Source organism: Paenibacillus contaminans, from assembly GCF_003285015.1.
Lineage (GTDB): Bacteria > Bacillota > Bacilli > Paenibacillales > NBRC-103111 > Paenibacillus_V > Paenibacillus_V contaminans.
The window spans coordinates 76,195-89,909 of the sequence record NZ_QMFB01000006.1 but is presented as its reverse complement, the minus strand read 5'-3'; the positions used below and the strand labels follow the sequence as shown (position 1 = coordinate 89,909).

Annotated in this window: 11 protein-coding genes; 2 read left to right on the top strand and 9 right to left on the bottom strand. The window is 50.0% G+C overall.

The window, feature by feature from the left end:
- Nucleotides 1-107: 107 nt before the first annotated feature.
- The 9 genes from DQG23_RS12400 to DQG23_RS12360 form a co-directional block, all read right to left on the bottom strand.
- Nucleotides 108-1,313 (bottom strand): Gfo/Idh/MocA family protein, encoded by a 1,206-nt coding sequence (locus tag DQG23_RS12400; protein WP_113031167.1) that lies wholly within the window; start codon nt 1,311-1,313, stop codon nt 108-110.
- A gap of 49 nt (nt 1,314-1,362) precedes the next feature.
- Nucleotides 1,363-2,241 (bottom strand): carbohydrate ABC transporter permease, encoded by an 879-nt coding sequence (locus tag DQG23_RS12395; RefSeq protein ID WP_113031166.1) that lies wholly within the window; start codon nt 2,239-2,241, stop codon nt 1,363-1,365.
- 17 nt (nt 2,242-2,258) lie between these two features.
- Nucleotides 2,259-3,200: an ABC transporter permease subunit gene (locus tag DQG23_RS12390; protein ID WP_113031165.1), complete on the bottom strand. Its 942-nt coding sequence runs from the start codon at nt 3,198-3,200 to the stop codon at nt 2,259-2,261.
- Between the two features lie 73 nt (nt 3,201-3,273).
- Complete coding sequence (locus DQG23_RS12385; RefSeq protein WP_113031164.1) at nt 3,274-5,010, bottom strand: extracellular solute-binding protein; 1,737 nt, start codon at nt 5,008-5,010, stop codon at nt 3,274-3,276.
- A 157-nt stretch (nt 5,011-5,167) separates the two neighbouring features.
- Entirely contained in the window at nt 5,168-6,013 is an 846-nt protein-coding gene (locus DQG23_RS12380) for a response regulator transcription factor (RefSeq protein ID WP_113031163.1), read from the bottom strand.
- A 2-nt stretch (nt 6,014-6,015) separates the two neighbouring features.
- Complete coding sequence (locus tag DQG23_RS12375; protein ID WP_158560429.1) at nt 6,016-7,776, bottom strand: sensor histidine kinase; 1,761 nt, start codon at nt 7,774-7,776, stop codon at nt 6,016-6,018.
- A gap of 443 nt (nt 7,777-8,219) precedes the next feature.
- Entirely contained in the window at nt 8,220-8,537 is a 318-nt protein-coding gene (locus DQG23_RS12370; protein ID WP_113031161.1) for an EamA family transporter, read from the bottom strand.
- A complete protein-coding gene (locus DQG23_RS12365; RefSeq protein ID WP_113031160.1) occupies nt 8,527-8,856 on the bottom strand; it encodes an EamA family transporter in 330 nt (109 codons plus the stop codon). The genes DQG23_RS12370 and DQG23_RS12365 overlap by 11 nt, the downstream gene beginning before the upstream one ends.
- A 341-nt stretch (nt 8,857-9,197) precedes the next feature.
- Nucleotides 9,198-10,775 (bottom strand): sulfatase-like hydrolase/transferase, encoded by a 1,578-nt coding sequence (locus DQG23_RS12360; RefSeq protein WP_146762295.1) that lies wholly within the window; start codon nt 10,773-10,775, stop codon nt 9,198-9,200.
- A 156-nt stretch (nt 10,776-10,931) separates the two neighbouring features.
- On the opposite strand from DQG23_RS12360, the gene DQG23_RS12355 reads away from it, so the two are divergent.
- Both DQG23_RS12355 and DQG23_RS12350 read left to right on the top strand, forming a co-directional pair.
- Entirely contained in the window at nt 10,932-12,530 is a 1,599-nt protein-coding gene (locus DQG23_RS12355; RefSeq protein ID WP_337589398.1) for a spore germination protein, read from the top strand.
- Complete coding sequence (locus DQG23_RS12350) at nt 12,481-13,713, top strand: Ger(x)C family spore germination protein (protein ID WP_113031157.1); 1,233 nt, start codon at nt 12,481-12,483, stop codon at nt 13,711-13,713. The genes DQG23_RS12355 and DQG23_RS12350 overlap by 50 nt, the downstream gene beginning before the upstream one ends.
- Nucleotides 13,714-13,715: the final 2 nt, after the last annotated feature.

Below are 13,715 nucleotides of genomic sequence, written 5' to 3'. Positions count from 1 at the left end.
TAAAGCTCCTTTCATTTGGCACCGCGCCGCGCCGCATGCAGTTCCCGACGCGATGCGGCACGGCTTGACGGCAGTGTACGCCACCGTTTTATTTCGACGGTCATGTTCTACTTTCGTCTGAAATCCACAAATTTGACCGGGGTTCCGCCGGACGCCATCGATTGCGCGGACAGCGGGAACACGGAGCTCCAAGTCACCGCATCGTATACGTCGATGGCCGGTCTTCTGCGTTCTTCGATCGCGGACAAAAACTCGTCTAGCACGAAAAAGTCGCCTCCGCCGTGACCGGACTGCTCCGCTTCCTTCGCCCAGCGTTTCCAAAGCGGATGCTCCCACTTGTCGGCATGGCTCCAAAGCGATTCCCATTCCGCCTCCGGCGCTTCCGCTTTGCCTTCCGAATACGAAACGCCCTTGGATACGTTCTCGATCCAAACGAGCGGATCTTCTCCCGCATACCGAGGGGATAAATAAGCGCCATTCGTTCCTTGCAGCGTATAGTGCGTCATATTATGAGGCCTGGACGATTGAATATCGTACTTAAGGGCGATAAGCGCTCCCTTCTTCGTACGGATTAGCGTGACCGTCGAATCGCCGTTCTTCCAAAAATCGGCTTGCGAGCCCGGATGCTCCTCGCCGAAATGCTCGCCGAAGTACTTCGCCCCCGCTCTGCTTTTGGAGGAAAAGGTGACAAGCGAATCCAGCTCGTCCCCGCCTTCGCGGTTAATCCCCATCCACTGCGCGACCGGTCCGAGCGAATGCGTCGGGTAGGTGCTCCCCTCGTAATCCCGCAGCAGTCTGCCGCGCCATGTCAAATTGCCCTCTTTGTCGTGCAGCAAATTGCGGACATCGTGAATATATCCGCACTCCGCATACGTCAATTCTCCGAATAAGCCTTGCTGCGACATATGCCCGACCATCATGTTCGGCCGCATGTAGCAGTAATTTTCCGCCATCATATACGTCATGCCCGTCTTCTCGACGGCTTCCGTCAGCTTCCAGCAATCCTCGAGCGTATGTGCGGCGATGACTTCGCTGATCACATGCTTGCCCGCTTCCATCGCGCGAATCGCCTGCTCGGCATGGATGAACAGCGGCGTCGCCAGGAATACCGCATCCACATTGGAATCGTCGATAAGCCGGTCATAGCTGTCATAAGCGCGGATACCCGGAAACTCCTCCCGCCACTTCTGCAAAACGTCCTCATTGCTGTCGCATACGGCAACCAATTCTACGCGTCCCGCCAGCCTGGCCAAGGAGCGGCTGAAATAACCCCCTCTTCTTCCTCCGACTACCGCTAACCGAATTGCCCCCATATCCGTTTCCTCCTCGTTTGTCACCAATTGGAATTCGATTAATTATACATTAGCCCTTGATCGAACCGACTAGCAAGCCTTTTATAAAATATTTTTGCAGGAACGGGTAAACGCATGCGATCGGCAGCACGGTAATGACCGTAATGGCCATCTTGAACGTTTGCGGCGTAATCGAATAAACCTGCGTTTGCCCCTGCTCCTTCAGCTGCTCCAAGGAATTGAACTGGTTCAACGTGTTGTAAAGCACATATTGCAGCGAATACAGATTCGGCGACATCGTATTGTAAATTTGCGTATCCATAAACGCATTCCACTGGTTGACGCATTCGAAAAGCACGACTGCCGCGAACACCGGCGTACAGATCGGGAAGATGACTTGAAAAAACAACCGCAAATCATTCGCCCCGTCTACGACAGCCGCTTCCTCAAGCTCCTTGGGCAGCGCCTCGATATACGTCTTGATCAGCACCAGATTAAATACCGACACCGCACTCGGAAGGATATAAATTAGAAAAGTCCCTTTGAGCTGCAAATACCCCATGAGCAAATACATCGGGATGATGCCGCTCGAGAAATAAAGCGTAAAAATAAAATATTTGCGGAACCATTTCACGCCGCCAAGCTCGCTCCGCGTCAGCACGTAGGCCGCCATCGACGTAATAAACAGCATCACAGCGGGGCCTATCACCGCCCTAAGCGTCGAGATGCCCGCCCCTTTCAGAACAGCCGGGTCTTCCAGCGCTTTCTTATAGGAATCGAGCGTAAAGCCTGTCGGAAACAGCACGAGTCCGCTTTTGAGCATGCTTGGGGTGCTTAACGAATAACTGACGACATAGATGAACGGAATAAGCATGGATGCCAAAACCGCCAGCATGAACAGCGTGTTGCCGATATCGAAAAGGGTGCCGCTTACGGATCGTTCCCTCATAATGTTCTCCCGCCTAGTTAGAATATGGCTCTTCCTGTCGCCTTTTTGGAAATGGCGTTCACCGAAATGATCAGAATCAAGCTGATGAATGTTTTCATGATGCCTACGGCCGTCGCATACGGGTAGTTAAGAAGCTGCAGGCCGTATTTGTAAATATAGATGTCCAAAACCTCCATCTTCTCCCAGTTGGTCGCATTCGTGAACAAATAAAACTGTTCAAAATTGGAGTTCAAAATCCAACCGCTGTTCAATACGAGAAGCACGATGAGCGTCGGAACAAGCGAGGGAATCGTAATGTACCACATGCGATGAAACCGATTGGCCCCGTCCATTTGCGCCGCCTCGTAGTAATCGTTCGGAATCGACGCGATCGACGAAATAAAAATGACGCTGTTATACCCGAGGTACTTCCAAACGCCGAGGGCGATCATAAAAATCCAGGCGTACTTCGGATCTCCAAGCACGTTGATGCCTTCTTCGATAATCCCCATATTCACAAGAAGCTCGTTAATCGCCCCGGACGAAGAAGCGAACAAAGCGCTGGAAAGCGAGTAAATGATGATCCATGAAACGAAAAACGGAAAAAAGGTAATCGTTTGAATCAATCTTCCGAAAAAACGCTGCCTCACTTCGTTCAACAACAAAGCGAAGACGAAAGCCGTTCCCAGATTTGCAACCAGTGACCCGATGTTCATCGCCAATGTGTTGCGGATCAGATAAACGAAATCTTGACTTTCCGTGAAAAAGCTCGTGAACTGCTGCAGCCCCGTCCATTCGGCGGGAAAGAGCTTGAAGCCCGGCTTGAAATTGATGAAAGCGATTATCCACCCGAATAGCGGCAAATACCAGAATACGAACAACAACAATACCGCCGGCAAAAGCATCAAATACAAGTAACGCTGCCTGAACATGCGGGATGCTTTCTTCCCTTTTAACGGATATGCAACGGCGTTGGTCATGACGGCTGCCTCTTTCCCGAAGCCGGCGGAGAGAAGAGCGGTGCCACCCTGCGCTTCCCCCCGCTCCGGCCTGTTATTTAAATTGGTTCAATTGCGTCTGCTTTTCTTGATACAGTCTGTTGTATTCGGCTACGACCGTTTCCGGCTTCAATTGCTTGTAGCTAGCGATAACCGATTGATACAAGCTTTCGAATTCCTCATCCGTCTTCGGCGAAATGATCAGCGTTGCCGAATTTTTGATACGGAAATCGATCATTTTCTGATGAAGCGCGCCGAGCGCGGACGTCGTATCGATGACCACCGTACTCGCGATTCCGGTATTAGCAGCCTCGCCTGTCTTGAGGAAATAGTCCTTCGAATTTTCCCAGCTCAGCTTCTTATAAGCGTCTCTCATGCCTTGCGTAAGCTGCAGCTCGTCTTGCATGGCCGGATCGAGCTGCATGCTGTATGGAACGCCGTCAGGTGCGGTCGATAACACGCCGCCAAGGAAATCGAACAGCCCGAAGCCGATGCTTCTGGCCGCATCCGCGTTGGTCAACGACTTCTTGAACGCGTCCGTCGGTACTCGTTTACCGTTTGCGATCGTATATTCGTCGCCTTCGATGCCCGATTGGAGCAGAACCTTCCCTTCTTCCGTCGCCGACCAGGCTAACAGCTCCATAATGCGCTCAGGATGCTTGGCATTCTTCGTTATCGCGTGAATGGCGTGCGGACGCGTATCTTCGACGCGAATTTGCCGCTTCTCGTTGCGCTCGATCTGCGTTTTGCTGCGAATCGGCATATTGATATACTGCTGTTCCGGATAACCTGCATCGACAAGACCCTGATTAGCCCCGGTAAGCGCCCAAACGGCGTACCAGGAGGACAACGTTCGGCCGCTGTTCAGCTTCTCATTGTATTGGTCCAGCTTATCCGTGAACGAATCTTTATCCAAAATGCCTTCGCGGTACAGCTTGTTGAAAAATGCGAGACTTTCCTTCACATATTCGTTAGTCATCGTATCCTCGAATTTCTTGTCCACCTGATTCCAAAGCACGCCCAAATTTCCCGCCGCCGTCGAATACCGTCCGCCCTTCTCGTACATGATCGAGGAAATGCCCTGCATGCCCCACGGCTCCCCGAAAGGCACGATCATGCCGATCGTTTTCTTGCCGTTCGTCGTCGGATTGTCTTCAAGCCCTTTCTTGAGAAACTTGATGTAATCATCCGTCGATAACAGCTGCGGCCAGCCTTGCTGCTCCAGCACGTCGATTCTGACGCCGACGTCATTGACCTCTACGACGTTCTTGAAGTCGGCGGGCACGCTGCTTTCCCATTTGTAAAGCTTGCCGTCATGGGCCGACAGCTTCCAGAGCGGAATCTGCACCTTGTACCGCTCGGCGAATTCAGGCGACTTCTTGACCAAATCGTCGATCGGCAGCAGTGCTCCGGCTCTCGCGTATTTGTCGAAAGTCGCGTTGTCCTGAATCGAAACGATTTCCGGATAATCGCCGCCCGCAAGCATCAGGTTCAGCTTATCCGCATAGTTCCCGGGCGCTTGCACATATTCGAACACCATGTTGAATTTCTCTTTGATCTTTTTGCCGATTTTCGTCTCGTCGCTTCTTTTGATCTGGTTGTTCGTCTGCGTGAGAACTTTGATGACATATTCCTTTGCGTCCGGACTTTTGGAGCTTTCAGCCGCCGAAGGCGAGCCTGCCGGTGCACCGCTCGGAGCGGCGTCCTTGGTTTTGTCGGCGCTGCATGCCGTCACGAACAAGAGACTGCCGGCAAGCGCTGCGGAAACGAGCTTTTGACCAGTACCTTTCATTTTGTTTCCTCCCCCAACATGTTATAATCTAACTTTAGTCGTAAGTAAAAATAACTTTGAATGTTATCTTTACTTCGTATTTATTATAGATCGGCACCGGTCGGACCGAATATGGCGGTTCTTTAGGTCGGGGATGTTCATATTTTAGGCAGCGCTTTCAAACCTGCCGGCTCCCGCTATTGATATAAGCTTCCCGATACTGCGTAGCCGTCAAGCCAGTGCTTCTTTTGAACGTTTTGGCAAAATGAAAATAGTCCAAATAGCCGGACAGCTCGGATATTTCCTGTACCGGCGTCTGCGTAGTTACGAGCAGCTCGCAAGCGTATGCAATTCTTTTCTTAGTCAAGTACTGCAGGAAAGTATCGGAGCCTTCCTTGCGAAACAGCTGGCTGATGTAGCTAAGATTCAAATCCAGCTTCTCCGAAATGACCTGCAGCGAGATATCTTCCCGAAAGTGTTCATCTACGAAAGCGACGATTTTATGGAACGTCGACAGCTGCGGGCTTGGCTGGCCCGCCGTTTTATCCGAGGCGATCCCTAGCCTTCTCATCAATTCCTCGATATACGGCTTCATGCCGCCGGCATCGTGCTCCTGCAGCAAAGCAAGCAATTCGTTCGAAGCTTTCTTTACGGGCCGGTCCCGACTGTATTTGACGAGTATGTCCGTTATTTCCTCTTCGTCGAACGGTTTCAGACAATATTCGAGAGCGCCGTATTGAATCGCTTTTTTGGCGTACTCGAATTCTTTGTAGCCAGACGTAATGATAAAGCTGATATCCCTGTTCAGCTCATTGCTTCTGCGCATGACTTCAAGCCCGTCCATGCCCGGCATCCGAATGTCGGTAAACACCAAATCCGGCGTCAACCGTTTGATTTTGTCGTAGCCTTCTTCGCCGTTAAACGCCTCGGCAACGATTTCGAACCCGAGCGAATGCCAGTCTATCGAGTTTTTCAAGCTCTTGACGACCCACTTCTCATCATCGATCAGCATAACTTTATACATGCTCAGCCCTCCTTGTACGGCAATCGCAGAACGACTTCGGTCCCGGCGCCCTCTGCGCTTTGAATAGTTAAGCCGTATGGCTCCCCGTAAACGGAACGCAGCCGGCTGTGAACGTTGACGACGCCCAAATGCTCGCTGTTTTTGATCCGGTCCAGAAATTCGTCGCCGGAAGCCAGCTCCGCGCGAATGGCTTCCAGCTTCGCTTGGGACATGCCCAGCCCGTCGTCCTTGATGAGGATTTCGATATCGCCCTCCGGCGACAGCTTGCCGGCGAACAGCAAATTCCCTTTGACCATTCTGTCCTCAAGCCCGTGCGTGATAGCGTTCTCCAGAATGGGCTGCAAAATCATTTTAATGACCTTCGCTTGAAGAAGTTCGTCGGGAAAATCGATATGAACGTCAAACCGGTCGTCGAACCGGAACTGCTGCAGCTTCAAATAAGCTTTGGCAATTTCCAGCTCCTCCCGCAGCTTCACATCCTCCCGTCCTTTGATGCTGTAACGCAGCATTCTTCCAAGCGCGCCGAGCATTTCCCGTATTTCATGCGCCCCCGTCTCGCTTGCCATTCCTTTGAGCGACTCGAGCATGTTGTATAGGAAATGCGGATTCACCTGCTGCTTCAAGTACGCCAGCTCCGCTTGCTTCTTCATGAGTCCGAGCGCCATGATGCGCGTTTTCGAGGAAACGACCTCATTCGTCAAATGATCGATTTCATCGAGCATGCCGTTGAATTTGTCCGCCATCACCATAATTTCGTGATAACCGAACAGCTTCAGCCTTTTTTGCTCGTGATAAATGTTTTTAATTTGATGGACTTGAATGAACCGCATAAATGCGCGTATCGGTCCGATTATATTGCTGCTGATGATCCAGACGGCCAAGCACATGAGCGGGACGAAAAATGCGAGTATCCATAAATAGACTTCTCTCGTCTGATCCAGCCCGCGAAACAAGTCGTCCTTCGAATAAATGTTGACGATTTTCCCTTCCATTTCCCGAAGCTCCGCCGATTGGACGATGAACTTGTCGTCACGCGAATTCGCAAACGCTTCCAAATCCAGCTTGTTTCCGATCATTTCCGGTACGCTGCTTGAACACACGATACCGTTCCGGTCCAAGACATAAAAATTCCCGAAGCTGTTCTGCATCATCGTATCGAACTTCGGAAACAACGTCTCCAAGTCCAAAATCACAACCATATGACCAAGCGGATAGATCGGAAAAATATTGTTGATCGTCGTCCCCACGGCGAAATAATGATGTGCGACATTGCTTTCTACAATTCTCCTGAACCCGTAATAGTACGGCTTTAGATGCGTGCCGTTCGTATCCCTCATCTTCGCGATCGTATCCATGATCAGCCGCTTTTTATTCAGATCGGACATGAGGTTCAGGTTGTTCCCGTTCTCCCCGACGATCGTCATATCAACGATGCCGTTCTCCAGCTGGATCACCCTCGTCACTTGCATATCGACCTTCTGGAAGGCGTCTATCTTGTCGAGCAAATCCGTCGTTTTCAAATATTGATGCACATCGGCGTTAATACCTGTGTTTAGAAGCAATCCGTCGATCGTATCGATTTGCGACTCGATATACTGCGTAATTTTATCCATCAGCTCGATGGAATACTGCTCGTTTTTGGCGTAGATCATCTTTTTGGACTGCGTATACGTGACGAACATGACTAGAACGATCGCCGTCAGGAACAGAAAAAACATAAGCAGCAATTGCAGCTTAATCGGGCGCTTTTTTAAAAAATCCACTCTATCCCCTCCATGCAGCTTAACGATATTGTAAGAGATAACCGGAAGGGCAACAAGAAGAGATTGATAGCGCTTATTTTCGGGAACGGAAACGCCTCTGCCTTCCATTATAAATTCGTGCGTTTGCCCTAGGCATGTCAAATTTTTAGATTGATATGTTGATCTTTTAGTTTCGTTTGGCGGCAAATCATAGATTGAGTAAGCGGGTGCTTCACCTTATACGAACCAGCGATTTGACTGCGGGGTTTATCACCACAAATTCAGGCTGCTAATCTAAGCTCATGAACGGTTAAAAATATGCAACAAAAAAACAGCGACCGAATCGGTCGCTGCCTGAAATCACTGCCGTTAGCTTATACGAAGAAATCGCACAATGCTCAAGCTCCTAGCTTCGACTTGCCGTAAGCAACCCGCCCAAACATCAACTAATTTTCAACCGACTATCACAAAAGCAGCATAAGCAAGCCCGAAATAATAAAAGCGACGCCGGCGATTTTATAAATCCCGACAGTTTCTTTAAAAAACCATTTGGCAAACAGCAGCGTCCATATGAAGCCGAGCGCATTTGCCGGCATCACGAGCGTATAAGGAAGCTCTTTAAGCAAGTAAATGTTAAGCAGGGCGCCCAGTCCGTAAAACATGAAGCCGATCAGCAAATGTAGCTTCTTCGGCCGAATCGCAAAAAATTTGAAAAAGACACTGCCGAGCGATCCGAATAAGGTCATCATAAACAGCAAGCCGAGAAACCATTCATTTTTCATACGATGTCAGCGTCACCCCAATCCCCAAAAGAACGACCGCCGCCCCCTTCTTCAAGGTTATCGCTTCGCCCAGAAATAAATCGCCGTAAAACAACGCAAAAACATAACTCAAGCACATTAACGGATAAGCTACGGACAGCTTTTCCAAGGAGAAAGCTTTCAGCATAAACACGGCCCCAGCTCCATAGCACAAAAATCCGATTCCCATATAAAGCAGGTTGACGTGGCCCCATTTCCAAAAGAGCTGTCCCGTAGCCGTCAGCAATGCGGAGACGACCATCATCGCCTTCCCTGCGTGAAGGCTTTTTAGCTTTTCCATCGCAGCTCCTCCAAACCCAAACATATTCCAAAAATGTAAATATACAAACTACCTTTACCACGATATAAATAACGGTAACGAAAATAGACTTATCAAGTACAGCACCGGCCGGGATAACCGCTTTTATTCTCTATGTATATCAAGTATCGATAAAAGTGATTTAGCATCAAAATTTTGCAGTCCTTCATAAAACGCCACATACCATTCTATAGTATTTTATCGTGCGAATCCACCTGTATTAGGTATATCTATCAAATGATTGATAAAAATACGATAGCCCGTGACACTCCCTATCAGGAAGCCATGGGCTGGATGCGAAACGTGATTACGGCATTTCATCTTTATCTCGTAAACGTAAATTCCGGCGTACGCGCGATTTCCTTCTCCTTATCGTCTTCCACGACGACATGCACGGACCAAGGGTCCGAAGCGCTGACAAGTGCGGACGTAACGACTGCAGACACGGTATCTTGACTTTTCCATGTCGTCTTTAACGGTTGTCCGTTGATCACCACTTTGCTGCCTAGACCGAAATGCTTGCCTGTAAGCGTAATGATCCCTTCCCCGCTCAGCCTGCTTTTCCGTTCGAACGACGCGCTGTCGATACGGAAATCCGCATATCCGAACACGAACGGGCGATTTGGCTTTTGAGCCATAGTTTGAGCTTCCGACAGCATTTGCTCTTGAAATTCCTTGTACTGCCGCAGGGCAGCTTCGTCCGTCCGGATTTCGCTCTTGGCGTCATCAGGAGGGATGACAGGCGTTTGCTTGCTCAGCTCTCGTAAAAATTTTGTATACGCCGTGTCAGGAAGCTTTGCATGCTCCAATAAAGCGGGCAGCAGGAAGGAAGCGTTCATCTTCAAATCCTGCTTGTTCATAGGCAAAAAATTATCCCATATGACGAACGGCGTGCTGAACATTTTCCACCATTCCTCGGGATCGTCCTCTTTCAGATAACCCGCTTCCCGGTAAACCTTATAGTCTTTCTCCAGAAAAGGCTGGTGATCGCCGAAAAACAAAATGACCGTCGGCTCTTTGGAAGCCGCATAATATTCCACCAATTCCTGCAGTGCGCGATCGGCGCCTGAAAGCCCTTGAGCGAGCGTCTCCAGCAATCCTGCGGAGCCTCCCGGCAGGTTCGCCTTCACTTCGATCGTATTCGCCTTGAATTTACCCGGATAATAGTGATAGTGATTTTCCATCGTATTGGCAAATATAAAGTCCGGCTCTTCCGTCGCCGCAGCTTTCTCGATAATTTGACGCACGACCGCCCGGTCGGCCATATAGGGCCCCTCGTAATCGCGCGGAAAAAACTCCAGACTAATAAACTGCGAGAAGCCGAGCCGTTTGTATACTTCCGTGCTGTTAAAAAGATAATGAGGAGCCGGACTAATTGCCGTCGAAACGTAGCCTTGCCCGTTAAGAATGGTCGCGAGAGATTCGATCGGATGCGTGACATGCGATTCGTACGCGATCGTATTTTTCGGCAAAAACCTCATCGCGTTCCCCGTCAGCACTTCGAATTCGACGTTGGCCGTACCGCCGCCATGCTGAGGAGAAAGCATCCAGCCGCCGGAAAACGTCTTTCGCAAAGAATGAAAAAACGGAATCGGATCTCTGCTGAACTGGACGTCGAGCTGCGTCGGATCCCAGAACGATTCGCTTAGCAGAACGATAACGTTCGGCTGCTTCTCGGCGGACAGCGCGGATACCTTAGCTGTTATTTGCTCGTCCGGTACAGAAGGAATCATACGTGCTACCTCGACGATTCGCCGGGAATCGGAAACCAGGGCCATAAGGAAAAAAACGGCAAGCAAGCACACGATCGACGCCGACCGCAGGCTTAGCTTGCGCTTGTATGTATGCGGCATATAAAGACCCTTTCCCGATAAAATCCGTAACATTACAGCCACTTTCACGATACACCATCCAATAAACTATGTAAATAGCGAGCGATTCTCCCATCTTTGGAAAATCAGAGAATTTCATTACACAAAACATCACTAAGTCTAAAAGGTGTAAAATATTCCATCTAAGGGGAAGCTAACAAGCGACTCAAAAACGATACGAGGTACATGACGATGTCCTTCTTCCAACGGTTAAACGGCATACTCAAGAAAAAAACCGCAATGCGGCGACCTTCGCCTGTTCTGCCCAAAAACGCGCTCACTGATTCCGGTAGCGAGCCATCGGCAGCAATTGGCGATAGGTTATCCTGGTTTCAGCTACGTCTTGTACATAGTTCCGACGTCGTTATCCACGAATTTGTTGCAGGTCCACAAATAAAATGCGCGCTTCTATATATTAAAGGCATGGTCGATAGGCACACGCTTCAAAAGGTCCTTAAGGAGCTCGTATCTCTGGATAAGACGATGGATTCCGTATCCTTCTCCAGCCTGATCTTCGAACGCTCTCAACTGCCGCTGGACGATACGAGTATTTTTCGCTCGGTTCCGGAAGCATTAACCGCTATTCTAAGCGGCCAAGCCCTGCTGCTTGTCGATCGCGACGAAAATATGCTTGCACTGTCCGTCACCTCCTTTGATAAGAGAGCCATCGAGGAAGCGCCCAATGAAATCGTGATCCGCGGCCCGCGCGAAGCTTTTATCGAAGATTACGAAGACAATCTTACATTGATCCGAAGAAAGCTGAAGACCGCTAATTTTAAATCGGAGACGATGCAGATCGGAACGGAATCCAAAACGACTATCGCGATCGCCTATATGCAAGGAATTTGCAAGCAAGAATTGATCGACGAAGTCAGAAAGCGGCTATCCGACATTGAAATAGACGGTGTATGGAGCACAAACTATATCGAAGAATTCATTGAAGATAATCCGTATTCGCCCTTTCCACAGATCCAATATACCGAGCGTCCGGATGTGGTTGCCGCTTCGTTATTGGAAGGTCGGGTCGCGGTGATCGTGGACGGGGCGCCCAACGTCCTCCTTGCTCCGGTCACTTTTTTTATGCTGATGCAGTCGGCGGAGGATTATTACGATCGCTTCATTCCAGCCACCGGCATTCGCTGGGTGCGCTTTACGTTTCTTTTCGTTTCCCTCTTGCTGCCGTCCATCTATATCGCCTTAACGACCATTCACCCGGAAATTATCCCGGACAAGCTGCTCAAAACGATAGCCGCTTCCAGGGAAATCGTGCCGTTCCCCGCCCTTGTCGAAGCGTTTATCATGGAGATTCTTTTCGAGGCTTTGCGCGAAGCGTCCATTCGCATACCCAAATCGATGGGACAAGCCGTGTCGATTATCGGCGCTTTGATTATCGGCACCGCGGCCGTCGAAGCCGGAATCGTCTCCTCGGTCATGGTTATTATCGTGTCTCTGACAGGAATCTCTTCCTTTATCATCCCGCATTTCGATCTGGGTCTTTCTTTTCGTTTACTCCGGTTTCCGATCATGTTTTTGGCGGGAACGTTCGGTTTGTTCGGAATCGCTTGCGGCTTGATCTTAATTTATCTTCATATGGTCGAGCTGCGCTCCTTCGGGACGCCGTACCTCTCCCCGCTTGCTCCTCTGCGATTCGGCGAACTGAAGGACGTTCTGTTCAGAGCGCCTTTATGGTCGATGAAATCCCGTCCCGGGAACGGTCCGAACCGGAGAAGAGTACCTGCGGCAACGCGCAAATGGGCGCAAGTCAAAAACGAGGAGGGCGATTGAGATCAAACGGTTACTTCTAGCAATAGGGGCGTGCCTTTCGCTCGGGTGCCTATCCGGCTGCTGGTCCACAGTCGAATTGAACGACCGCTCCTTCGCCAAAATATTGCTCGTGGATAAAACAGAAGCAGGAATCGAATTAACACTCGGATTCCCCCTGCCCAACCAACTCGTTCCCAACCAGGCCGGCGGAGGCGGAGGCGGAAAAACCGATTACCCGTTCAGCTATGTCACCAAAACGGATAAAGAGATAGCTAAGGCCTATCGAGCGATCCAATCGGATTTATCCCGTAAAATCGCTTTCGGCCAGTTGGAAATTATCATAATCGGCAGAAGACTTGCGGAAGATGGTATTGGGCCGGTTGTGGATTTCATTGCGCGCGAGCCCAAGCTGCATATCAATTCATATCTCTTCGTTTTGGATGGCAGTTTAAAGGAGTTCGCCAATATCCCTGTCGGCTTCGAAAGATTTCCGGTTGATATTTTGACCGCATACGCCGAGGAGCAAGTGACGGTGGAAGTTACGCTGAAGGATCTTTTAATGGCGAATTACTCGGGGGGCGACTTGGTCATTCCGACAATCGTCTTCGACCGGGAAGGCATGGTCAAGAAAAAGAAAGGCGAAAAATGGCTGGGTACAGACGGCGCGGCCATTCTCCGAAACGGCCGAATGGTAAGCAAGCTGAACACGAAGGAAATGCGGGGCGCTTTATGGATTCTCGGCAAGTTGCAGGATGCGGAGGTCAACGTCACTTCTCCGACTGATGGAAAAACAATCAGCTTCCTTGTTACGAATGCGACGACACGGATTAACCCTGAGACCGGGAGTCCGTTGAAAATTCATATTAATTGTAAGGCGGATGTGGATGTGCTCGCAAATGAGTCCGATATGACGCTTGATACCCCGGATCAATTGAGAATACTTGAACGAAGTCTCGGCGAAAAGCTGGAGAAGCGGATCGCCCAGGCGGTCGCGGTTTCTAAGGAGGCGAAAGCGGACGCCTTTCAGCTCGGAAACTACATCCGCTGGTATTACCCCCGAAAATGGAAGGAAATGAAAAAGGACTGGAGACAATTATATGCCGATCATATAATCGTCGACCAACATGTCGATGTCGCCATTAAACGGCTCGGAGCGGCAAGAAAACCGGAAGGCCAACGATTGCATGCAGGCAAGGAGGAATAAAC